This window comes from Natronococcus sp. A-GB1, from assembly GCF_029688845.1.
Lineage (GTDB): Archaea > Halobacteriota > Halobacteria > Halobacteriales > Natrialbaceae > Natronococcus.
Genome location: NZ_JARUKW010000009.1, coordinates 75,161 through 98,185 on the forward strand (window position 1 = coordinate 75,161; position 23,025 = coordinate 98,185).

The window sequence follows — 23,025 nt, forward strand, 5'->3', positions numbered from 1 at the left end:
GACGGAGGGTTCCAGGAGACGAGTTTCAGTTCGCCGACGATCGCTCGTACCGGATCGGCAGCGACTCGACGCCGTAGATCAGCGAGCTGCGAACCGGCTGCAGGTCGGTGTCGACCGTCTCGATCGTCGCTGTTCGGGCGCACAGCTCCTCGAGGGCGACCGACGCCTCGAGGCGAGCCAGCGGGGCGCCGAGACAGTAGTGGGTCCCGTGGCCGAACCCGAGGTGCTGGTTGGGCGATCGGTTGGGAACAAACGCGTCGGCGTCCTCGAACTGCCGTTCGTCCCGGTTCGCGGAGCCGAGCCAGACGACGACGCGGTCGCCCGATTCGATCTCGGTGTCTCGAAGCGTCACGTCTTCCGTCGCAACCCGGGACATCGCCTGGACCGGGGAGCGGTAGCGCAACACCTCCTCGATCGCCCGCCCGATCGCGTCCGGCTCCGCGCGGAGCTCGTCGAACAGGTCGTGGGCGTCGAAACAGCGGACGGCGTTCGTCACGAGGTTCGTCGTCGTGATGTTGCCGGCGATGAGCAACAGGATACAGGTGCCGAGCGCTTCCTCCTCCGAGAGGCGTGATCCGTCCTCGAGCTCCCGCGTGACGATCTGGCTCATGAGATCGTCCCGGGGCGACTCGCGTCGGTCGGCGATCATCTCGAAGAAGTAGCTCGCCATCTCCATCTGGGCCTCCCGCTGTCGCTGGGTGAACGCCTCGGTCTCGTCGTCCGTGCTCGAAGACTCGACGAGCGTGTCCGACCAGCGCTTGAACTGCTCGCGGTCCTCGGCGGGAACGCCGAGCAGCTGGGCGATGACGACGACTGGAAGCGGGTACGCGAAGTCGTCGACGATGTCGAGCTCGCCCCGATCGTCGGCCAGCGCATCCGAGAGGAGGTCGGTCGCCAGCTCGCGGATCTCCGGCTCGAGCGCCCGGATTGCCCGTGGCTCGAACGCGTCGTCGACGACGCCGCGGAGCTCGTCGTGACGGGGCGGATCCTTGAACAGCATCGTCTCGAAGAGCAGCCCCTCCTCGGGGCGCTCCGGTTCCTGAAAGTCGTCGGCCAGCCGCGGATTCACCGAGAACGTTCCGTCGTCGTCGAGGATCCGTTTGACGTCGGCGTACCGGAAGACGTCCCAGCACCCCCGGGACGGGTCGTACCGGACAGGGGCGTTCTCGCGCATCTCACGGTACCAGTCGAACGGCTCGAGCCACGCCTCCCGGGAGGAGAGCTCGTCGGGGAACGCCTGCAATCCCTGTGGGTCTGCACTACTCATAGCCCGTAGACGAGGGGAACGAACAAAACGTTCGGGGACGATTCGCTCAGTCGGTCGTCGGAATCGAACGGGCGCCGAGCGCGAAGAAGACCACCGCGAGGACTGCAAGGATCCCCAGGTTCGCCAGCGCGGGATCGACCCCCGCGATCGCGGACGTCGCCGCGTTCGGGTCGGTCGCCGCCCGAACCCCGCGGGCGAAGTAGGTCAGCGGCGAGAGGTTCACGAGCGGTTCGAACCAGCCAGGTAGTTGCTCGAGCGAGACGAACGTCTCGGAGAGAAAGAGCAGCGGGAGCCCGATCGCGTTGCTGGCGGCGACGGCGCCGTCCTGGGAGTCGGTGTAGCTGCCAAGCATCGCACCGACGCCGCAGAAACAGACGACGCCGACGAGAACGTAGGGGACCAGCAGCGGCGAGAAGACGATCTCGGCGCCCGTCAGGACGACCACGAGCGCGAGGATCAGCAGGCTCGCCAGCCCGATGATGACGGCGTTGACGACCGTCTGGGCAAGCAGCCACTCGGCTCGCGTCTGTGGGGTCGTCGCGAGCTTTTCGAAGCGACTCCCCTCGCGATGGCGCGCGACCTCGCTACCGAGTCGCGACAGCGGGGTAAAGAGGACGACCACCGCCAGGTAGCCCGGGACGTAGTACGCCGGGTGCTCGGCGAACAGTCCGCCCCCGCCGGGATCGGTTCGGATCAGCGCGCCGAAGATGACGATCAGGATCACCGGGAAGAAGAACGTGAAGAAGACCGCAGTTCGGCGACGGACGAACGCCCGCCAGCCGGCGGCGGCCTCGGCGCGGACGCGACCGAGCCGGCTCACGCCGTCTCACCCGCGCGAGCGAGAGCCGTCCCGTCGGTTCGCTCGAGTTCGGTTTCGTCTGCCAGCTCGAGGTAGACGTCCTCCAGATCGGGCTCGGCCCAGGAGAGCCCGGAGTAGTCGATCCCTCGCTGCTCGAGGTAGTCGACGACGCGCCCGATCTCGGCGGGCGAGACCTCGCGAACGACGACCTCGCTTCCCCGCGTCGTCGTCGGGAACGGCAGATCCTCGAACGCGGTCTGGTCGGCAGGCGTCTCGATCGTCAGCCGGCTCGAGCCGGCGTGGTCGGCGACCAGTCCCATGGGGGTCCCTCGGGCGACGAGTTCGCCGTCGGCGAGCAGTCCGACGCGGTCGGCGAGGCGTTCCGCCTCTGCCATATCGTGGGTCGTCAGGAAGACTGTGGTTCCCGAGTCGGCGAGGTCCTCGATCAGCCGCCAGACGGTTCGCCGACCCGCGGGGTCGATGCCCGTGGTCGGCTCGTCCAGGAAGAGCACGTCGGGGTCGTTGACCAGCGCGGTGCCGACGCAGACCCGTCGCTGCTGGCCACCCGAGAGGTTCTCGTACCAGGTGTCGTCGGCGTTGGCGAGACCGACGTCGGCCAGCACGGCCTCGGGGTCGCGGTGGTCGTCGTACAACCCCGCGTAGTAGGCCACCAGCTCCCGGGCAGTGAGTCGATCCGGGGGCGAGAACGACTGCGGGAGCACGCCCAGCCGGTCGCGGTCGACGGCCGAGGGCGCCGCCTCGAGGACGCGCGCGCTGCCCGAATCGGGCTCGGTCGTCCCGGTGAGCGCGCGAACGAGCGTCGTCTTGCCCGCGCCGTTGGGGCCGATGAGCGCGAACACCTCGCCGCGCTCGACCGACAGCGTCACGCCCGCCAGCGCCGTGGTCCCGTCGTATCGCTTCTCGAGTCCCTCGGCGACGACCGCGGTATCCATACGGGTCGCTATCGGCGCGGCCGGCGTAAGGGGTTCGATTCGTCGCTTTCGGATCAATGGGACGTGTTACTCGAGGCAGACAACGACGACGTCTTCGACCTCGAGGGTCGGGCTCGTGGTTCCGCCTTCGACGGCGAGTTCGTCGCCGGTGACGAGGTCGACGGGATCGACGGGGACGTCGAAGGTCACCTCGACGGGATCGCTCCCGAAGTTCAGCGCGACGGCGACGCGCTCGGCGTCGGCCTCGCGGGTGAACGCAACGACGCGCTCGGAGTCGGCTTCGTACTCGAGATCCGCGAGGGTGCCCCGAGAGAGCGCCTCGGAGTCGCGCCTGGCCGTGACGAGCCGTCGGTGGTACGTCATCGCGCGGCTGTCGCCCTCCCAGGGCATCCGCTGGCGGTACTTGGTCGCACCCCGCTCCTGGCCGTAGTAGATCATCGGAACGCCCGGCAGCGTGAGGACGGCCGCGACCGCGGCCCGTTGGGCGTCCTCGCCACAGTCGGACAGGTACCGCGTTTCGTCGTGGTTCTCGACGTAGCGCATCTGCAGCGACCAGTCGGGAAACCCCTCCCGCTCGGGAGCCCGTGCGGCCTCGAGCAGGTCGTCAGCCGCCCGCTGACCGTTGCCGATCTCCCGGAGCGCGTAGTACAGCGTCGTATCGTAGTGGACGCTGAACTCGCCCTCGGCGTACTCGGGTTCCCTGGGAATGGTCTCGTCCAGCAACAGGAACTCGTCGTTGCGGTCTCGAGCGAGATCGGCGACCTCCTTCCAGAAGCCGTGAGGGACGCCCCAGGCGACGTCGCAGCGAAAGCCGTCGACGACGTCAGCCCACTCCTCGACGACCGATCGGAAGAACGACCGCACCGCGAGCGAATCGTAGTTGACGTTCGGAATGCCGTGCCAGTTGAAGTAGTAGTCGGCGACCTCGATGCGGCCATCCTCGGTGTGTCGCGACGGCGGCGCATCGGCGTCCCGTCCGCCCTCGAGGTCCGCCGCGTCGATCCCGACGTCCTCGAGGGACTCCCAGACGTACCAGTCGTCGTACTCGGGAACCCGGGCTGCGCTCATGTCGAAGGCCGCGTGCTCGCGGGCGGTGTGGTTGATGACGAGGTCGAATACGACCCTGATCCCCGCCTCGTGACACCGATCGACGAACGACTCGAACTCCTCGCGCGTGCCGAGGTCCGAAGCGGTGTCGAAGTAGTCAGTCGTGTGGTAACCGTGTTCAGTCGGGCTCTCGAGGATCGGCGTCAGCCAGAGACAGTCGATACCCAGCGACTCGAGGTAGGGAACCCGCCGCTCGAGCGCTCGGAAGCTTGCGGGATCGGTAAACGAGCGCACGAAAATTTCGTAGACGATCGCGTCCTCGGCCCACCCCGGTGGATCGTTCGCTCGGTCGATCTGCCCGTCGGGGTGGACGACGACACAGTCGGCGACGCTGTGGCGCTCGCCGACCGCGACGGCGTGGACGCGAGCCAGTTCGTCGAGGTCCGCGAGATCGATCCGGACCTCGGAGCCGTCGACCTCGAGATCGGCATCCGAGAGCGGATCCCGGCCGTCGGCGTAGAACTCGACCTCGAGGTCCGCCGCGGCGTACTCGCTGTCCGTACCGGGTGTCACCTCGGCTGTAACGGTAACCGCCTCGTCGTCTTCGTCGGCCTCGCCTTCGAGACGAACTCGCGGTCGGCCTGGCCCGGGGATCTCGACGTTCGTCCAGACGGCGTTCTCGAAGTCCTTGCCCGGAACGTAGCCGTAGCGGTGCGTTCCCGGCTGGACCTCGATCTCGTAGCGATAGGTGCCCTTCTCGAGGGTCGGCCACTCCCGCGCGAACCGGTGTTCGTTGAACGGCCCCATGATCGAGACCTCGTCGGGATCGTGGTCGGGGAGCTCCGTTCGGTCGAGGTCGAAGCTCGTCTCCCGGCGGACGTCCGGAAAGACCCGAACACGTTGTTCGTGCATGCCGGCAGGCGACTCGAGCTCGAATTGATAGTTACCTGGTAAATCGGGTTCGATCTCCGCGACCGCTGTCTCGGGCGCCGATAGTTCGCTCTCGGCCGGTTTTTCTACGAGTGCCCACTCGTAATCGGCGTCGGGATCCGGCGCTCGCGGTGCGAGTTCGACGGTTTCGCCAACGGCACAGAACCGCGGCGGCCCTGGATGGTGCATGCGATGCCAGACACCCCCCATTCACTTCACTGTTATCAGTGAACTACTATTACAACACCTTTCTAGTCCGGGTCGGCTCGCCGACGAGTACGGACCCAGCCGCAGTGTGACGACGAAACCGAACAATGGTCGCTCAGGGTTCGGGCGTCGGCACCGCCTTGCTCGAGTGTAACAGCGATTCGCCAGTCGAGTCGTCAAAGAGCCGAATCTTCGATTCGTCAAACGTGACGTCGACGACGTCGCCGACCGCCGGTTCGAAGTCAGCGCTAACCCGCGCCATGAACTGCTCGCCGATGTCCAGATAGAGGTAGTTGTCGCTGCCGATCGGCTCGACGACGTCGACGGTCGTTCGGATTCCGTTCGGTCCGTCCGCCGGATGGACGTCTTCCGGGCGGATGCCGAGAACCGCCTCCTCGCCGTTGTCGACGTTCACTTCCTGTGAGTAGGCGGACGAAAGCGAGTACTGGAACGCCTCGCCGCCGTCCAGAACGATTCGATCGCCCGATCGCCGGGCGACGACGTTGACGAAGTTCATCGACGGCGAACCGATGAAGCCGCCGACGAACCGGTTCGCCGGTTCGTCATAGACGTCTTTCGGGGGACCGACCTGCTGGAGTTCGCCGTCGTTGAGGATGACGATCCTGTCGCCCATCGTCATCGCTTCCTCTTGATCGTGTGTGACGTAGACTGATGTGATACCGAGTTCCTCCTGCAGGCGCTGGATCTCCGCACGCATCGTCGTTCGGAGTTTGGCATCGAGGTTCGAGAGCGGTTCGTCGAACAGGAAGAGCTTGGGCTCGCGAACGATCGCCCGACCGAGCGCGACCCGCTGTTGCTGGCCACCCGAGAGCTCGTCGGGTGTATCGTCCAGCAACTCCTCGATGTCCATCATCCGGGCCGCCCACTCGACCTTCTCCCGGCGTTCGGCCTTCGAGAGGTCGGTGCTCATCCGAAGCCCGAACTCCATGTTCTTGAACACCGTCTTGTGCGGGTACAGCGCGTAGTTCTGGAACACCATCGCGATATCACGCGTTCGTGCACTCTGATCTGTGACGTCCTCGCCTCCGAGGGTAATCGAGCCGGAAGTCGGCTCCTCGAGTCCAGCGATCATCCGCAGTGTCGTCGTCTTTCCACAGCCCGAGGGACCGACGACGGTGACGAACTCGCCGTCCTCGACCTCGAGACCGAGGTCGTCGACGGCCACGATCGACCCTCTATCGAACTCCTTCCGGAGATCCTCCACGTACAAACGCGCCATTTGTGTACTGTCTGGTGATATCGTACATAATTCTTTTCCCCATTTTTCGATGGTTGATGCACTATTTCATCCTAGCTCGAGATCAGCAGCTGTGCGCTGAGCCTCGATAATTACTTGATTGGGGACTTCTACTCCGTGCTCTGCTCCCGTGAGGTGGCACCGATACCCACAACTACTAAATATATGAAGTTATAATTCATCATGTATCGCCATGACCATGGATCGGAGAACGACGATGAAGTACCTCGCGGGCGCTTCCGCCGTCGGCGTCCTTGCGGGATGTATCAGCACCGAAGAGCCCGAGTCAGACGACGACGGAAACGGTGACGACGCCGGAGACTACGAGGAACACGACGACTGGGAAACGGTCGAGCCGGACGGTGTCTCCGGCGATGCGTCGCTCTGGCACTCGCTCTCCGGCGGCGAGCAGGACGACTTCGAGTCTCACCTCGAGTCGTTCAACGACCAGTTCGACGCCGACGTCGCGCCCGATCACATCTCGGACCTCGAAGAGCAGACGATGGCCGCGATTCCGGCCGGTGACGGTCCCGAACTGTTCATCTGGGCCCACGACTGGATCGGCGACTACCACCAGAACGGCTTTTTGAGTGACCAGTCGGACGAAGTGAGCTTCGACCTCGAGGAATACTTCGGTGAGAACGCCGAATCCGGAATGTTCAACGACGAACTCCACGGCCTCCCTCACGCTGCGGAGACGGTCGGACTCATCTACAACACGGAGTACGTCGACGAACCACCCGAGACGTTCGACGAACTGCTCGAGATCGCCGAGGAACACCACGACCCTGACGGCGGAACCTACGGCCTGGGCTGGCCGATGGACGCCTACCACGTGAGCGCGCTCCCACACGGTTTCGGCGGCTACTACTACGACGACGACTCGGGCGAACTCGGCCTCACGAACGACGAGACGGTCGAGGGCTTCGAGTACGTTCTCGAGGAGGTCTGGGAGTACATGCCAAACGATCCCGATGGCGAAGCACAGGAAGCCGTCTTCCTCGAGGGGAACGCACCGTTTCTCTTCAGCGGTCCCTGGCAGCTCGGGCAGCTCGATGAAGACGAGTTCGAGTGGGGCGTCGCCCCGTGGCCCGAGGTCGAGGGACACACGCCGAGTCCGTTCACCGGCGTGCAGCTCATCTACTTCGCGGCCGCGATGGACGAGGACGACGAGCGTGCGGGGGCCGCCCGCGCGTTCGCCGAGTGGTACACGACGAACACCGCGGCTATCGCCCAGATGGCCGACGAACACGGATTCATCCCGGTCCACAACGCGTTCGCCGACGACGGTGAAGAGGAGGACGAACTCAGCGACGACCTCCAGGGCTTTGCCGCCGCGGTCGACCAGGGCGAGCCGATGCCGACCGATCCGGACTTCCAGCCGGTCTGGGAGCCCCTCGAGGACGAGTGGTGGGAGGCGCTGAACGGGAACAAGTCGGTCGCGGACGCAATGGCCGACGCCGAGAGCCGAATCGAGGACGCCTGGGACTGAACTCGACACATGAGTCTTTCTTCAGTTGGAGATCGGACACGCGAGCGCTATCAGGCGACCGTTCCGGAACACGTCAGGGATCGTCTCGAGGAACACCGACCGCTGTTGCTCGTTCTGCCGGGGCTGATAGCGTTCTCCCTGTTCATGTTTTTCCCGCTCGCGTACACGATCTACCTCTCGTTTACGGACGCGGAACCGGCAACCGTCTTTCAGGACGGGCCGGGCGGCCTGACTGGCTTTTTCGGGCTTCGAGGCGAGGAGTCGTTCGTCGGTCTCGAGAACTACATCGCGGTGTTCTCCGATCCGACGTTCTGGAACTCGCTGGGAGTCACTTGGCTGTTCGTCATCTGTAGCGTGGCGCTGAAGGTGCTGTTTGGCGTCGGCATCGCGATGATCATGACGAGCGACCGGGTGAAGGGAAGACGGTACATGCGCTCGATCATCATTATCCCGTGGGCACTACCACCGATTTTCACCATCACGATCTGGAGCGGCATCTTCAGCTCCGCGCAGTTCGGGCTGGCCAATCAGGCCGTCATCTTCCTCGGATTCAGTGAGCAGGCCTGGCTCAACGACCGGTGGATGGCCTTCGCGAGCTACCTCCTGACGGAGATGTGGCTGGCGTACCCGTTCATGGTGATTATCACCGTCAGTGCCCTACAAGCGGTTTCGGATGAGCTCATGGACGCGGCGAAGGTTGACGGAGCGGGCTACTTCCATCGGTTCTGGCACGTGACCGTGCCATCGATCAAACGGCCGGTGATGTTCGCAGCGATCCTCACAGCCGCAGCCTCGTTTACCCAGTTTCTCATCCCCTATGTGTTCAACCGGGGCGGACCGAACCGTGCGAACGAACTGATCGTCCTTCACGGCTACCAGGAGGCGTTCAACTTCAACGCCTACGGAGCCGGTGCGGCGATCATGATGTCGGCAGTTGCCTTTATCGGAGCGTTCATGATAGTTGCAGTCTGGAAAGGCCGTCTCGCCGAGGGGGTAGACGGTCCATGACGGTGCGCGAATGGTTCTCGAACAGGATCCGTAACGACGTCCGGACCGTCGTCCAGAAGCCCGCGGAGTGGCGCGAGGACGTCGCCTACACCGTCGACGGGATGCGACGGGGAACGATCGATCCGCTGGACGTCGCGAAGACGGTCCTCGCCACGCTGGCGACGATCGTGTTCGTGTTCGTGCTGTTGATCCCGGTCTACTGGATCTTCATCATCGCACTCCAGGGAGAAGGTGCGACCCTGTACTCGACCGACAGCGCCGGACTCATTCCCAGCCAGTTCGACCCCGCGGCGTTCGTCTGGGTGATCGGCGATATTGCCATCCCCGGCGCGATCGTCGGAATCACCATCCCGTTTACCGACGTCGAGTTCTACATCTCGTGGCCGCGAATCGTCTTTCTGGACGCGAGCAACTACGTCGACTCGACGTCTGACTTCCCCCGGTACTTCCGCAACAGCATGTTCATCAGCTTCTGGACGGTCGTGTTCGCGATGCTGATGATCGTCCCGGCCGCCTACGCGTTCTCGCGGCGGGAGTTCGCGGGCCGGATGAAACTCCTGTACGGCTACATCCTGTTCACCCAGGTCGGCGCCGGACTGGGAATCGCCTCGGTGATCGCCCTGTACACCATCTTCTCGAGTATGGGCGTGACGAACAATCGGCTCGTGCTCTCGTTTTACTACGCGGCGATGGCCGTGCCGTTCAACACGTGGCTGCTCAAGACCTACATGGACTCGATCCCCACCTCGCTGGAGGAGGCGGCGATCATGGACGGCGCATCGCCGTTCCGGGTCGCCTGGGAGGTCGTGTTGCCGCTGGCAAAGCCCGGTATCGCCACGATCTTCATATTCATCTTCCTCGTGGGCTGGATGGAGTTCATCATCGCCCAGCTGATCCTCTCGCCGGAACACTACACCCTGCCGGTCGGGTTGTTCTCCCTCATCGACGAACACAACGTCCCGTGGGGACAGTTCTCAGCGTTCGCACTCGTCTACGCGTCGCCGGTCGTCTTCATCTACATGTTCGCTCAGCGCTACATCGAGGACGGGTTCTCCTTCGGCGGTACGAAGGGATAGCCCCTCTCGACTCCACTCGGCGACCGCTACGTCGTACGCCCGTTCCGGACGCATTTCGCCCCGCTGCTTCTCACGATCGGGTCCGACGCCGGTTCGCCTGCGATTGCGTTTGCGTTTGCGTTTGCGTTTTCGGCTACCGACCTCGAGTCGGTGTCGGAACACTGGTGGGACGGCTGCTCGAAGAGGCACGGAAGATCCACAAGCAACGGTCGATCTTAGAAGAGACGCTCGCTACCGCTACGCAACCGAGGTGTGAGGCTCAGCTAAAGACGAATGGTTTGGTCTGATAGTAACTTTTCGACGAATTCTCGCTCAACCAACTGTTGTGTAAATGTATAAATAATCGGCAACAATACGGGCGCCGTGTCGGGATTTGACTATGCGAGACGACAGTGTGAACGAGTCGAGTCTCGGCCGACGAACGATGCTGCGTCGAGGAACCGTCGCCACGGCGGGGTTAGTCGCGCTCGGCACGAGCGCCAGCGCCGACGGGACTGACGAGGACGACCCGACCGTCATCACGGAGTGTACAACGATCACCGAACCGGGCGACTACGTCCTCGGCGCCGATCTGGAAGCTCCGGACGGCGAATCGGGTCTCACGATCGGAGCAAGCAACGTCACGCTCGACGGGCGCGGGCACACGATCACCCGACCCAGGGACCGTCCGCTCCCGGATCCCGACCGTCCGAACCCGGAGACCGCCGGCATAGGGACGACACCACCTGGTATGGGAACGCTCTCGAACGTGACCGTCGAGAACTTCGAAGCGGGAGTTCACTTCGTTCGGGTACGGAACGGCCGAATCAGTGCGACGACGACCTGCGAGAACAACGTCGGCATCGCTCTCGAAGCGTCGACCGCGAACACGGTTATCGACAACGAGGGGATCCGAAACCGGAGGCGAGGGATCGCGCTATTCGAGTCGGACGAGAATACGATCACCGAAAACACCAGCAGCGACGGGAGCCATCCCCTCAGTCGCGGAATCGAACTGCTCCACTCGAACCGGAACGCGATCGAGGAAAACACGTTCGACGACAATCAGATCGGCGTCGAACTTGACGGCTCGGACGACAACGAAATTGAGCGAAACACCGTCCGCGATAACTTCCGGAATATCGTCCTTCGAGAGGACGACGAGAACACGATCCGTGACAACACCGCTACAGGAGCCGACCTGATCGGCGTCGAGGTGTCGGGAACGGGGAACGAACTCGTCGGCAACGAGGTGCGCGACACGCGAGGGTTCGGTTGCAGGATCTCCGGGTCCGGGACCCTGCTCCGGGAGAACGAGGTCACCGACAACGCCGCGTCCAGGATCACTGTCGAGGGCGTGGCGGGCCGTCTCGAGGCGAACACGGCCTCGGCGAACGAACTGTCCGGAATCCAGGTCAGCGGCCGTGCGTACGTCCTCGAGGACAACGTCGCGGCCGAGAACGGTCAGGCGGGGCTGTTGTTCGACGAGGAATCGGCCGATAATACAGGAAGTGGGAACGTCCTCGTCGACAACGAGGACGCGGAACTCATCGACGACGGGACGGACAACAGCGTCGAGTACACGACCGAGTAATCGCTCCGAATACGGAGAGGGCGGCCCGTGGACGTGGTAGAGTTCTCGACAGCTCCCGCAATCGATCCCGCGAACGATCACACCACCCGGTTCGTCGCCGCCTCGTCCTCGACGAACCGCTCGACGTTCTCCTGGATGAGATTCCGACGGGCCGGTAGTAGTCCTCGGTGTAAGCCGCACAGTGGAGTGTGACAATTACCTCATCAAAACGCTGGGTCTGTCGGTTTCGCTCCGTAATCGAACACGGATGGAGTATTAGCTACAGACGAATGGTTCGTCAACTACCGGAGCCGGGACCACGCGCGGACGCCAATGCAGTGGGACGACTTGCCGGGAACCGGCTTCACCGACGGCGAACCCTGGCTCAAGGTGAACGAGAACCGTTCGAGAGTCAACGCCGAGGCCGCGCTCGCCGACGAGGACTCGAGCTGGCACTTCTACCACCGGCTGATCGAGCTGCGGGGCGCCGAGGACGTGCTGGTCTACGGCGAGTCGCCCGCGAATCCGACCGGTGCCGAGTTTCGACCCTACGAGGCGAACGTCTACCGCCTCAAGTAGGGTTCGCTTCTTGCTTTCGCAGGGCCAACCGTTAGACGCGCGTTCGTGCTATCCCGAGTCGATGGTTCAACTCGGATACACGCTCTCGAGCGAGGAACACGAGCCGAACGAGCTCGTTTCCATCGCACAGCGGGCCGAAACGGCCGGCTTCGACTTCCTCTCGATCTCGGATCACTTCCACCCGTGGGTTCCGGCCCAGGGGGAGTCCCCGTTCGTCTGGTCGACGCTGGGCGGGATCGCGACCGCGACGGACGACATCGAGGTCGGCGTCGGCGTCACCTGTCCGACGACCCGGATTCACCCGCTCAACGTCGCCCACGCGGTCGCGACCGTCGACGAGATGTTCGGCGACCGCTTTACGTTCGGGGTCGGTACGGGCGAGAACCTGAACGAACACGTCACGGGCGAGCGCTGGCCCGAACACGACGTCCGCCTCGAGAAGCTCGACGAGGCGATGGACGTGATGGAGCAGCTCTGGACCGGTGAGACGACGAGCCACCACGGCGAACACTACACGGTCGAGAACGCCCGCCTGTACACCTGCCCCGACGAGCAGCCGACGACGATCGGGAGCGCGTTCGGGCCCCAGACCGCCCAGTGGGTCGCCGACAACACCGACGGGCTCTGGTGTTCAGGGCCGAAAGAAGAGCCAGTCGAGGCCTACGAGGACGCTGGCGGCGACGGACCGAAGTACACCCAGCTGCACGGCTGTTACGCCGACAGCGAGGAGGAGGCCGTCGAGACGGTCTACGAGTACTGGCCGAACGGCTCGGTTCCGGGCGAACTCGGCCAGGAGCTGCCGATGCCGGCTCACTTCGATCAGGCCGCCCAGATGGTCGAGAAGGAGGACATCGCCGAGTCGGGGACGACGACCAGTCCGGACCCGCAGGACCACATCGACAGCATCGAGCAGGCGGTCGACGCCGGCTACGACCACGTCCACTACCACCAGGTCGGTCCGGACCAGGAGTCGGCGATCGAGCTCTACGAGGAAGAAGTGTTGCCGTCGTTCTGAAACGCTCGAGTCCACCGCCGACGTCCTATCGGTGCGAAAACCGCGTACCCAACTCGAGCCGGCGTCTCAGTACTTGCGCTCGTCGGGGGAGAGCTCGAGGGCGTCATAGAACTCCCGGTCGAGACGGTCGCGCTCGGAGCGCCAGCGTTCGAACGACGAACGCTCCGCCGGATAGGCCTCGTACCGTCGTTCGTACTCGGAGACGTAGTCCCGCGTTCGCTTGAGGCCGAGGACCGCCTCGTACAGTTCGGTCCTGTCCACGCCGAGCTCGTCGAAGGTACCCTTGCGGGTCTCCGTCGCGAAGTTCCTGAGGACGCCAGCACCCACCAGCAGCTTGCTCTTGAGTCCGTCCACCTCGGTCGACGTGCCGACGATCTCCCGGAGCTCCTTCTCGGGAAGCAACGCGGTGACGGCTCGGAGGACGCTCACGTCGATGGAGCTCGCGGCGACGTTGTACGCGTCCCACGAGGCGAGCTTCGCGGCCTCGCCGTGCTCGCGGTACAGCCAGCGGTTGTGCTCCCAGAGCCCGGCCTCGGAGACGTCGCCGTCTTCGACCGCGAGGGCGGCGGCGCGCCCGGCGGAGTAGCCGGAGTAGGCCGCCCCGCGGATCCCCTTGCCGGTGATCGGGTGGGTCGTCCCCGCCGCGCCGCCCGCGGTCAGGTAGCCGGGGGCGACCATCGAGTCCAGCGGGCGCCGGAGGGCGATCGCCGAGCCGAGTTTGTTCTTCCTATCGAACCGCTCGGCGACGCTCGCACCGCGGAACTCGGGCCGGCTCTCGACGTCGCGGCGCAGACGGTCGGCGAGCGGGATCGGCTCCTTGTTCATCTGGAACCCGAGGCCGACGTTGATCTGCGTCGGCGTGCGCGGGAAGTACCAGATGTAGCCCATCTCCTCGAGCGGCTTGCCGACGATCGCGTTGTGGTAGTCGACCGGCTCCTCGGTCTCGATGATCTCGCGGTAGGCCGACCCGAAGTGGGTGTAGTGGGGCATCTCGAACGTCGGCTCGGCGGGCGTGTCGAGCGCCTCGAAGTCGACCATGTCCTGCAGGATCGACTGTGCGCCCGCGGTGTCGATCAACACGTCACACTCGTAGGTGACCGGCTCGCCGGCACGGATCGCCTTGACGCCGGTGACGCGACCGTCCTGAACGACCTCGTTGACCACCGTGTCGTAGTGCTGTTCGACGCCGTGATCAGCGGCCTGCTCGAGCAGGCGCTGGCCGAACTCGTATCGGTCGATAACGTTGCTCCCGTTCTGGTAGGGCAACACCTTCCGCACGCCGAGGTCCTCGTCCCACCACTCGATCTGGTCGATGTTGTTGTCGATCAGGACCGATTCGTCGTTCGCAACCGCGTCCATGTCGATCGGCCCCGGATAGTTGGTCGGATTTCGAGGACTCTTTATCGCGTCGCCACAGGCGATAAACCCGCCCTCTTCGCGGGGTTTTCGTTCCAGTTGGACGACGTCGACTCCCTCGGCTGCTGCTGTCGCCGCCGCAAAACAGCCCGCTATCCCACCCCCGACGACGATCACGTCGTGTTGGCTGTCCACCATTGGGTTACTGTTCATGCCTTGGGAAATACGGAACGTAACTCTTGCTCTTGCGGTGGTGGAGGGGACGAGTTGGCAGCCCACAGCGAGACCGCTCTGGCGGAGGGAGTAACCGCGACGGTCGGCGTCTCGAGTTTCCGACCCCCTTTCCGCAGCCCAATCCGTTTTACCACTCGCAGCGAAACCCTCGAGCATGGAGTACACCACGCTCGGCAACACGGGCACGACCGTCTCCCAGCTGTGTTTCGGCACCTGGCGGTTCGGTCGCTCGACGGGCGACCTCGAGAACGAGACGACCCGCGAGGAGGCCCACGAACTGCTCGACGCCTGCGTCGACCACGGGATCAACTTCATCGACACCGCCAACGTCTACGGCACCCCCGACGGCACCAGCGAGGAGTGGATCGGCGAGTGGCTCGAGGGACAGGATCGCGAGGATCTGGTCATCGCCTCGAAGGTGTACTTCGAGTTCGACGGCTGGGGCGACCCCGGACCGAACGACTCGGGGCTCGGTCGCAAACACATCCGCGCCCAGATCGAGGGCACGCTCGAGCGACTCGGCACCGACTACCTCGACCTGTACTACATCCACCGCTGGGACGACGAGACCCCGATCGAGGAGACGATGTCCGTCCTCACCGACCTCGTCCGCGAGGGGAAGGTCAACCACCTCGGCGCGTCGACGATGGCCGCCTGGCAGCTCACGAAGGCGCTGTGGACCAGCGACGTCGAGGGACTCGAGCGCTTCGACGTCACCCAGCCGATGGTCAACGCCGCCCACTACGACGCCGTCGGCGACTACCTCGACGTCTGTGCCGACCGGGAGCTCGCCGTCTGCCCGTACTCGCCGCTGGCCGGTGGGTTCCTGACGGGCAAGTACGAGCGCACCGACGACGGCGGCGTCGAGGCCCCCGACGGCTCGCGGGGCAGCCTGGACGACCTCTTCGAGGACCGCTACGCGACCGACCGGGCGTGGGACGTCCTCGAGGCTGTCGAGTCGGTCGCCGACGAGGTCGATGCCTCCCCCGCGCAGGTCTCGCTGCGCTGGCTCATGGACCAGGACCGCTTTACCTGCGTGCCGATCGTCGGCGCGCGCTCGCCCGACCAACTCGAGGAGAACGTCGGTGCCGTCGACGTCGAACTCAGCGGCGAGCAGCTCGAGCGGATCGACGCGGCGCGGACGGCCACTGAGAACTAACCACCTCGAATGAACTTGCGGACCTTCGCGTTGCATCCGTCGAGACAGGTGCGAGCGTTCAAACGAAGCGAAAGACGCTCGCGAGCAACACGACGAGGAGCAGGACGGGGACGACCCTGAGCGCAACGTCTCGAAGCGGGAGCAGCCGCGCCTTGTTCGACCAGTTAACGAACGAGCTCCCGATCTGAACGGGGCTCAGGATATCGCGCCGCCGAAGGGGTTGAGACGCCGCGACCGTATCCTGGAGCCACTCGTAAAACGGCCGTAGATCGGGGTGATCGATGCTCGGTCGCGTCAGCTCGACGTTGAGCTCGATATTGTACTCGAAGGCGACCTGGGTGATGTTCCCGGAGCCGACGATACACGTCGGGTTCGGCCCGTTGCGCAGGTAGAGCTTCGCGTGAAGTCCCTTCGGCTGTTTGTACAGCTGTACCTGATCGTGCTCGTCGAGCGACCAGAGGTCGTGAGCGATCCGGGCCGAGAACTGGTCCGACGCGGGACCGACGATCGCGACCAGCTCGTTGTTCCTGGAGCGCTCGAGAAACGAAACGATGTCGTCGCGAATCGAGAGATATCCCTGATAGGTGAAGTAGCCGCTGACCAGATAGATCGTACCGTCGCCAGTAAACAGCTCGGAGAGAGCGTTCTGAAACCGTCGGTCGGAGGAATCGGTCGCCAGAACGCCGACGCTCGGTTCGACTTCGATCATATCACTAGGAACATTTCCGCTACTGCTACTATTGAAGGATCGGTATCGTTTCAGCTTCCAGGGAGGCGGTTAGCCGGTCGTCTCGAGGACGATCGGTCGGTGATCGGACAGCTGTACATCGAGGACGTCACACCGCTCGACGTCGATCGACGATGAACAGCAGAACAGATCGAGGCTGCGCGAGTCAACGAACAGGTCGTCGAGCGGCCGCGGCGGAACGGTTTCGCCGGGAACGCGAAGCTCGAGTCCGGTCCGATCGGTGAAGTCGGCCAGCGCACCGTTCTCTGCGAAGGTGTTGAAATCACCGGTGACGACGACGTCCCGGTCGTCGGCTCGTCGCGCGATTAGCTCCGAGAGCTGGTCGAGCTGGCGGGCTCTGCTTCGCGCGCCGAGCGAGAGGTGCACCGCGAACAGCACAGTTTCGCCGAGGTCGACCTCGATGACGAGCCGTTTGCGACCGGCGGCGAGGTAGTGCGTCGTCACCGCCGAATCGAACCGCGAGAGGACCGCGTTGCCGAGGTGACTGTAGAACGGCAGCGACTCCACGATCGTTCCATCGCCGTACTTGTTCGCAGCGGCGCCCTCGTAGGAGAGATTTCGATCGCGAAGCGACTCGACGAGCGTCCGAAGCTGGCTGTCGGTGGCCGTCCGGTGAGAGCCCCGGTCGACCTCGAGCAGCGAAACCACGTCGGGTCGCTCGCGGTCAATGATCGACGCGAGCTGCTCGAGCTTTCGGCGTTCGATCTCCGTATCACCGAGCAGCGAGGGTATCGGCGGCGGGACGTACCCCCCGAGGATGTTCTGATATCCAAGCAGGTAGCCGGCGTTACAAGTGAGGATCTTCATGCGAGACGAACTGGCCGAGAGCCAGGTATCGCGCATTAGCACTGGATCGATATGAGCGTTTCACCGCTTGCCGCCCGGCGTGAACCGTCCCGAGGAGACAGTGACACTGCGCGGCTCAGTTGGCGTCCTCGGCCATCGTGATGATCTCGTCGGCGTCGAGCGGATCCTCGACTTCCTCGTCGTCGACGAACACCGTCGGGGTACGGTCGACGCCCCGGTCGTCGGCATCCTCCCACCCGGCGGCCAGCGTCGGGTAGTAGCTGTTCTCCTCGAGGGCGTCTTCGACGACCGAGGGGTCGACGTCGGTCTCCGCATCTGCGATCTCGACCAGCTCCTCGTCGCTCGGCGTCCCCGCGTCCATCGCGAACCGCTTGTACTGGAAGAACTCCCCCGGATCGTCCTCGCTCCCGGACGCCGACTGGACCGCCCGCGCGGCGTTTGCCATCGGGATCGACCGCTCCTCGTCGGCCGGCAGTGGGAAGTCGTGGTGACGGTAGGTCGCCCCGTCGTCCTCGAGGAGGCGAGCCTCGAGCTCGGGGAAGACGGCGGCTTGGAACTCCTGACAGCTCGGGCAGGCGAGGTCCTCGTAGACGTCGATCGAAACGGTCCCCGAGCCGACCGTCGGCGTCGGGAGCTGGTCGGGGTCGGAGTCGACGCCGTCAAGTTCGTCGGGGAGCGACGCGCCGAACAGCGCCGTACAGCCGGCGAGCGCGACCGATCCGGTCACGGCGGTAGCAGTGAGAAACGAGCGGCGGTTCATTCGGCCGAACGTAGGGAGTCGGGCCTGTTATCGGTGACGCTTCTCGCTCGAGCGATCCTCAGAACACCGGCGTCGTCAGCACGAGCGCGTCGACGAGGATCGCGACCAGCACCGCGCCGAGGAACGCGTTCGAGGCGTGGAACGACCGGAACGCCGCGGCCTCGGTCTGCTCGAAGTGGAGGCCGACGGCGCTCCAGAGGAAGATCCCGCCGAAGACGAGGACCGTCGCCGCGTACAGCGCGCCCAGGTTGGCAATCCAGGCGAGCGCGACCGTCCCTGCGAGCGTCGCGGCGATGTAGTAAACGATGTGTTTTCGGGTCTCGGTCTCGCCCCGAACGACGGGCATCATCGGGAACCCGCCGCGGGCGTAGTCGTCCTTGTACGCCAGCGCGAGGTTGTAGAAGTGCGCCGGCGTCCAGAGGAAGATGACGCCCGCCAGCGCGAGCCCCGGGAGGCCGATCTCGTTCGTGACCGCGGCCCAGCCGATCAGCGCCGGGAGCGCGCCCGCGGCGCCGCCGATCACCGTGTTCTGGACGGTGTTGGGTTTGAGCAACAGCGTGTAGACGACGCTGTAGAAGATGATCGCGGCGAGGCCGAGCGCGGCCGCGAGCGCGTTGATCGTCAGGAAGACCGTCAGCGAGGCCGCGGTCAGGAACAGCCCGAACAGCAGGGCGTTTCGAACCGGGATCAGGTCGGTCGCCAGCGGCCGATCGGCCGTGCGGGACATCCGCTGGTCGACGTCGCGCTCTAAGACGTGGTTGAACGTCCCCGAGGCGCCGATCGCGAGGACGCCGCCGCCGAGCGTGGCGACGATCGTGTAGCGGTCGAGCGCCGGGCCCGCGGCCAGGGCCATCCCCGCGGCGGCGACGAGACAGAGCAGCCACATCAGGCGGGGCTTCATCATCTTGAAGTAGGCGAAGGCGGTCAGCCGGGTGCGGGCGAGCCGGCTCGAGGGAAGCGTTCGGCCTCCCCCGGCCGTCGCGGACGGCTCGGGATCGATCGGCTCTGGCGTCTCGATGATATCGTCCTCACTGCCGGTGGCAAGCTCGAGGTCCCAGGCGAGCGCCAGGACGACGGTCGTAAAGATCACGACGCCCAGCGTGAGGTGGAGGCCGGGAACGATCGCGGCGGGACCGAGCGTGGCGGTCGCGGCGCCGACGCCGACCTGCACGACGTAGAGGACGGCGCCGACGACCAGGACGGCCATAACGCGGCTCGAGGCCGCACCGAGCATCGCAGTGACTACGGACGCGGCGACGAGCGCTCCGACGAGGACGGCGGCGAGGCGGTGGCCCCAGGCGATCGCCAGATCGGTCTGGCTCAGGGGATCGACAGGGGTGTGGCAGGCCGGCCACGTCGAACACGCCGTCGCCGCGTTCGTAATCGACGTCGTGGCACCGATGATCAACAGCAGGTAGACGCCGAGGGCGGTCGCTGCGAGCAGTGCGGAGAAACGACGACGCGTCCGAATCGGACGGGGAAACGGGTCGGTTGCCACGGCTATTCTCGTCTACACCGTTCGACTCCGCGTATTTAGGGTTCCCGCTTTTTTCGCCGGCGAACCCGCTTGCCCGGCTCCGTTCGGTCGCCGACCGAACAACTCCGGTCTTCCGCTTACATTCCCATGTCAGCAGCGGCCTCCGGCACCGGGAGCTCGCAGGGCGAGACGCCGAGCAGCTCGCCGACGTGATCGAGCGCCATATCGAAGCCGTAGTAGCGCTCGAGCTCGTCGCCCGCCGCCGTCGGGCGCACCTTCAGCATGGCGTACCCCTCGAGGTTCTGGGCGATCGCCGCCGTCGAACCGGCTCGGGCTCCCTCGCTGGCGTCGGTCGTCTCGAAGGAGAGGCGTCGCTCGCCGTCGACCACCTCGTAGCTTGCTCTGATCCCGTTCGCCTCGGCGGTTTGATCGTCGTCGGTCATACCCCCATCTGTGGAGTCGATAACCGGGAAGCTGTCGGTTTCGTCGGCGACCGACACCCCTTTCGCCTCGCTCACGAGAGGAGAGAGCGTGTCAGCTGCGACGCCGAGCGGAACCGCAATCGACGGCGCCTCGCTCGGGCCGATCGAGACGGTTCGGCTCAGTCGGTCGGTCGCCGTCGGACTAGTTCTCGTCTCGGTCGTCGGCTTCTTCGCGTCGGCGTACGCGTTCGGCGTCGTCCTCGCCGCGATCCACGGAGCCACCCTCGAGCCGATCGTCCTCTCGATCGGGATGCTGTCCTACGGCGGGCCGACCCTGCTCGCCGCGATCGGACTCGGGGTGCTCTCGGTCGTCGCCCACGAACTCGTCCACGGGCTGTTCATGGCCCGCTACGGCGACTCGCCATCCTACGGGATCGGCGTCTCGCTCGTCTTTCCCTATGCCTACGCTCGAGGCGGCGCCGCCAGCTACGGACGGAACCAGCTCCTCGTCGTCCTCCTTGCACCGCTCGGAATCGGTACCGCGGCGGGGTTGCTCGCGATGGCGATCCACCCGTCCCCGATTTGGCTCGTCCCGCTGGCGGTCAACGCGGCGGGTTCGGTCGGCGACCTCTGGATGGCGCTCGCGCTCTGGCGGTATCCGGCCGACGTGCGCGTCGGCGATCACCCGCGAGCGGACGCTCGAGGGTTCGGGATCTACCCTCCCGCAGGCCCAGGCGGGTCCGAACGGAACCCCGTCGAACGGCTCCCCGGACGCGAGTTCCTCTCGCGAACCGCCGTCGGCGCTGCGGCAACGGCGGTCGCGCTCGCGGCGATCCTGGTCGGCCTGGTCTTTCGATCGCTCGCGGTCGGCACGGGGACCGTCGTCGTCGATCTCGGTGGGTGGACGCTGCTTCGCCACGAGATGTACACGGGGGTCGTCGTCCTCGAGGTCGGCGCTCGATACCTCGCCGCGGTAACCGTCGGCGGGGGACTCGCCTTGGCGATCGCCGGCGCCGTCCGAAACGGACTCGCGAAACCGTAACGCTCGAGCGAGCGCGGATCGATCGCCTGGTATGAGCAAGTGGCTCCAGAGCGGCCGGCGGCGGGATCTCTGTTTCCTGCTCGCGGCCGAGGGCGAACTGCGTGGCCAGCAACTCAAGTCCCGCCTCGAGTCCCACTACGACGAGCGCCTCGAGCCGAAGTCGTTCTACGGCTCGCTGTCGGCGCTGCTCGAGACGGGGTTCGTCGAGAAACGGACGGAGGGGCTCCACGACGTCTACGCGCTGACCGAGACTGGCGAGCGGCGGGTTCGCGAACACGGCGAGTGGGTTCGGACGTGTATCGAGGAGACGGCCGAATAGCATATGTGTTCGATCGCATAGTAGTAAGCATGGTTGACACTCGGCTGAAGAGACAATTAAACGCGATCATCCTGCTGCTCGTGATTCTCGTGGGCGCCGCGCTGGGCCTCGCGACCGCACTCGGTTCAGACGCGATCTTCGGATCGGTGTTCGGCGCGGCGATCCTGGCCGCCGTGACGGTCCCCTACGCGATGGGGGGATCCGACGCGGCCGCCGAGCGGGACGAGGAGCGAACGGCCGACTGATCCCCTACTCTTCGAGGACCTGATCGCCGATCGTGTTCCGCAGCACCTCGCTCGTGCCCTCATAAATCTCGTTGAGCTTGGCGTCGCGGTAGAACCGCTCGGCGGGGAAGTCCTTGGTGTAGCCGTACCCGCCGTGGATCTGGATCCCCTCATTCGCGACCTCGCGGCTCACCTCGGAGGCGTACAGCTTGGCCTGGGCGGAGGCCTTGATGTAGTCCTCGCCGCGGATCTTCCGGTCGGCGGCCTTGTGCATGAGCAGCTTCGCGGCCTGGATCTTCGTGTCCATGTCGGCGAGCTTGTGTTTGATCGCCTGGAACTCGCCGATCGGCTGGTCGAACTGTTCGCGCTCGTTGGCGTAGTCGCGAGCCTCGTCCAGGGCTGCGCGGGCGATGCCGACCCCGCGGGCCGCGATGGTGATCCGCCCCCCATTGAGGGTCTTCAGCGCCTGGACGAACCCCTCGCCCTCCTCGCCGAGCAGGCGGTCCTCGGGAATCCGGAGGTCGTCGAAGCGCAGTTCCGCGGTCGGACAGCCCTTGTCGCCGAGCTTCTCCTCGGTACCCTCGACGTGGAAGCCGTCATCCTCGTCGGGGCGGACGACGAACGACGAGATCCCCCTGTTGCCCGCGTCGGGATCGGTCTTGGCGAAGACGGTGACGGTGTCGGCGACCGAGCCGTTCGAGATCCAGAGCTTGCCGCCGTCGATAACGTACTCGTCGCCCTCTTTCTCGGCGGTGGTCTCCATCGCCGGTACGTCGCTGCCTGCGCCGGCCTCCGAGAGCGCGAACGCGCCGACGTCGGTGCCCTCGGCAAGCGGCGTCAGGTACTCCTCCTTCTGGGCCTCGTCGCCGAACTCGTAGAGCATGTTACCCGCCAGCGAGATGTGGGCGGCGACGACCGTTCCCAGGCCGCCCGAACCCCGCGAGATCTCCTCGAGGCCGATCGCGTAGGAGTGGTAGTCGAGTCCGGCGCCGCCATACTCCTCGGGGAACGGCATCCCCATCAGCCCCAGCTCGGCCATCTCGTCGACGAGGTCGGCGGGGAACTCGTCGTCGTGATCGATCTCGCTCGCGACGGGGACGACCTCCTCGTCGACGAACTCCGAGACCATATCCCGAATCTGGCGCTGCTCGGTCGAGAGTGCAAACTCCATACGCAGATATTGCGAGTTGATTATTTATTACTGTCTCTCCACGGGGATGTCGGCTTCCGGCCCGTCGTTCGGCGTTTCCGGGCGGCGAGACGAGCGCTTCGGTCGGATTCGGTGACCAGTCGG

Annotated in this window: 22 protein-coding genes; 10 read left to right on the forward strand and 12 right to left on the reverse strand. The window is 65.2% G+C overall.

Annotated features, from left to right (window positions below; all coding sequences use genetic code 11):
• Positions 1–25: 25 nt before the first annotated feature.
• From QA600_RS11855 to QA600_RS11875, 5 genes are all read right to left on the reverse strand, one after another.
• The gene (locus tag QA600_RS11855) at positions 26–1,267 is read right to left on the reverse strand and encodes a cytochrome P450 (protein ID WP_278292153.1); all 1,242 of its coding nucleotides are present in this window, start codon (positions 1,265–1,267) and stop codon (positions 26–28) included.
• 46 nt (positions 1,268–1,313) lie between these two features.
• Positions 1,314–2,087: an ABC transporter permease gene (locus QA600_RS11860; protein WP_278292154.1), complete on the reverse strand. Its 774-nt coding sequence runs from the start codon at positions 2,085–2,087 to the stop codon at positions 1,314–1,316.
• Complete coding sequence (locus QA600_RS11865) at positions 2,084–3,019, reverse strand: ABC transporter ATP-binding protein (protein WP_278292156.1); 936 nt, start codon at positions 3,017–3,019, stop codon at positions 2,084–2,086. Before QA600_RS11865 ends, QA600_RS11860 begins: the two co-directional genes overlap by 4 nt.
• 66 nt (positions 3,020–3,085) lie before the next feature.
• Entirely contained in the window at positions 3,086–5,185 is a 2,100-nt protein-coding gene (locus QA600_RS11870; protein ID WP_278292157.1) for an alpha-amylase family glycosyl hydrolase, read from the reverse strand.
• 133 nt (positions 5,186–5,318) lie between these two features.
• Positions 5,319–6,443, reverse strand: a complete 1,125-nt coding sequence (locus QA600_RS11875; RefSeq protein WP_278292158.1) for an ABC transporter ATP-binding protein — start codon at positions 6,441–6,443, stop codon at positions 5,319–5,321.
• A gap of 211 nt (positions 6,444–6,654) precedes the next feature.
• On the opposite strand from QA600_RS11875, the gene QA600_RS11880 reads away from it, so the two are divergent.
• The 6 genes from QA600_RS11880 (at position 6,655) to QA600_RS11905 (ending at position 13,183) form a co-directional block, all read left to right on the forward strand.
• Positions 6,655–7,953 (forward strand): extracellular solute-binding protein, encoded by a 1,299-nt coding sequence (locus QA600_RS11880; protein WP_278292159.1) that lies wholly within the window; start codon positions 6,655–6,657, stop codon positions 7,951–7,953.
• A gap of 9 nt (positions 7,954–7,962) precedes the next feature.
• Positions 7,963–8,961 carry a sugar ABC transporter permease gene (locus QA600_RS11885; protein WP_005553502.1) on the forward strand — a complete coding sequence of 333 codons (999 nt, stop codon included), beginning with the start codon at positions 7,963–7,965 and terminating at the stop codon, positions 8,959–8,961.
• On the forward strand, positions 8,958–10,037 hold the full coding sequence (locus QA600_RS11890) for an ABC transporter permease subunit (RefSeq protein ID WP_278292160.1): 1,080 nt from the start codon (positions 8,958–8,960) through the stop codon (positions 10,035–10,037). The genes QA600_RS11885 and QA600_RS11890 overlap by 4 nt, the downstream gene beginning before the upstream one ends.
• Positions 10,038–10,416: 379 nt before the next feature.
• Positions 10,417–11,610 (forward strand): NosD domain-containing protein, encoded by a 1,194-nt coding sequence (locus tag QA600_RS11895; protein ID WP_278292161.1) that lies wholly within the window; start codon positions 10,417–10,419, stop codon positions 11,608–11,610.
• A 312-nt stretch (positions 11,611–11,922) separates the two neighbouring features.
• Positions 11,923–12,168, forward strand: a complete 246-nt coding sequence (locus tag QA600_RS11900; RefSeq protein WP_278292162.1) for a hypothetical protein — start codon at positions 11,923–11,925, stop codon at positions 12,166–12,168.
• 61 nt (positions 12,169–12,229) lie between these two features.
• Positions 12,230–13,183, forward strand: a complete 954-nt coding sequence (locus QA600_RS11905) for a TIGR03557 family F420-dependent LLM class oxidoreductase (RefSeq protein WP_278292163.1) — start codon at positions 12,230–12,232, stop codon at positions 13,181–13,183.
• Positions 13,184–13,249: 66 nt separating this feature from the next.
• Here the strand turns inward: QA600_RS11905 and QA600_RS11910 are convergent, their stop codons facing one another.
• Entirely contained in the window at positions 13,250–14,737 is a 1,488-nt protein-coding gene (locus QA600_RS11910; RefSeq protein ID WP_278292164.1) for a geranylgeranyl reductase family protein, read from the reverse strand.
• 190 nt (positions 14,738–14,927) lie between these two features.
• On the opposite strand from QA600_RS11910, the gene QA600_RS11915 reads away from it, so the two are divergent.
• Positions 14,928–15,932 carry an aldo/keto reductase gene (locus QA600_RS11915; RefSeq protein ID WP_278292165.1) on the forward strand — a complete coding sequence of 335 codons (1,005 nt, stop codon included), beginning with the start codon at positions 14,928–14,930 and terminating at the stop codon, positions 15,930–15,932.
• A gap of 58 nt (positions 15,933–15,990) precedes the next feature.
• On the opposite strand, the gene QA600_RS11920 is transcribed toward QA600_RS11915, so the two are convergent.
• The 5 genes from QA600_RS11920 to QA600_RS11940 all read right to left on the reverse strand — a co-directional run bounded on the left by QA600_RS11920 (position 15,991) and on the right by QA600_RS11940 (position 20,167).
• On the reverse strand, positions 15,991–16,641 hold the full coding sequence (locus tag QA600_RS11920; protein WP_278292166.1) for a phospholipase D family protein: 651 nt from the start codon (positions 16,639–16,641) through the stop codon (positions 15,991–15,993).
• Between the two features lie 69 nt (positions 16,642–16,710).
• Positions 16,711–17,487 carry an endonuclease/exonuclease/phosphatase family protein gene (locus QA600_RS11925; protein ID WP_278292167.1) on the reverse strand — a complete coding sequence of 259 codons (777 nt, stop codon included), beginning with the start codon at positions 17,485–17,487 and terminating at the stop codon, positions 16,711–16,713.
• Between the two features lie 115 nt (positions 17,488–17,602).
• On the reverse strand, positions 17,603–18,247 hold the full coding sequence (locus QA600_RS11930) for a thioredoxin domain-containing protein (RefSeq protein ID WP_278292168.1): 645 nt from the start codon (positions 18,245–18,247) through the stop codon (positions 17,603–17,605).
• Between the two features lie 58 nt (positions 18,248–18,305).
• Positions 18,306–19,751: a heme o synthase gene (locus tag QA600_RS11935; protein ID WP_278292274.1), complete on the reverse strand. Its 1,446-nt coding sequence runs from the start codon at positions 19,749–19,751 to the stop codon at positions 18,306–18,308.
• Between the two features lie 110 nt (positions 19,752–19,861).
• Entirely contained in the window at positions 19,862–20,167 is a 306-nt protein-coding gene (locus QA600_RS11940) for a hypothetical protein (protein ID WP_278292275.1), read from the reverse strand.
• 88 nt (positions 20,168–20,255) lie between these two features.
• On the opposite strand from QA600_RS11940, the gene QA600_RS11945 reads away from it, so the two are divergent.
• From QA600_RS11945 to QA600_RS11955, 3 genes are read left to right on the forward strand one after another with little or no spacing between them, the layout of a single operon-like run.
• Entirely contained in the window at positions 20,256–21,188 is a 933-nt protein-coding gene (locus tag QA600_RS11945; RefSeq protein WP_278292169.1) for a DUF3267 domain-containing protein, read from the forward strand.
• Between the two features lie 31 nt (positions 21,189–21,219).
• Positions 21,220–21,507 (forward strand): PadR family transcriptional regulator, encoded by a 288-nt coding sequence (locus QA600_RS11950; RefSeq protein ID WP_278292170.1) that lies wholly within the window; start codon positions 21,220–21,222, stop codon positions 21,505–21,507.
• 29 nt (positions 21,508–21,536) lie between these two features.
• Complete coding sequence (locus QA600_RS11955) at positions 21,537–21,752, forward strand: hypothetical protein (RefSeq protein WP_278292171.1); 216 nt, start codon at positions 21,537–21,539, stop codon at positions 21,750–21,752.
• 4 nt (positions 21,753–21,756) lie between these two features.
• Here the strand turns inward: QA600_RS11955 and QA600_RS11960 are convergent, their stop codons facing one another.
• The gene (locus QA600_RS11960) at positions 21,757–22,902 is read right to left on the reverse strand and encodes an acyl-CoA dehydrogenase (protein ID WP_278292172.1); all 1,146 of its coding nucleotides are present in this window, start codon (positions 22,900–22,902) and stop codon (positions 21,757–21,759) included.
• Positions 22,903–23,025: the final 123 nt, after the last annotated feature.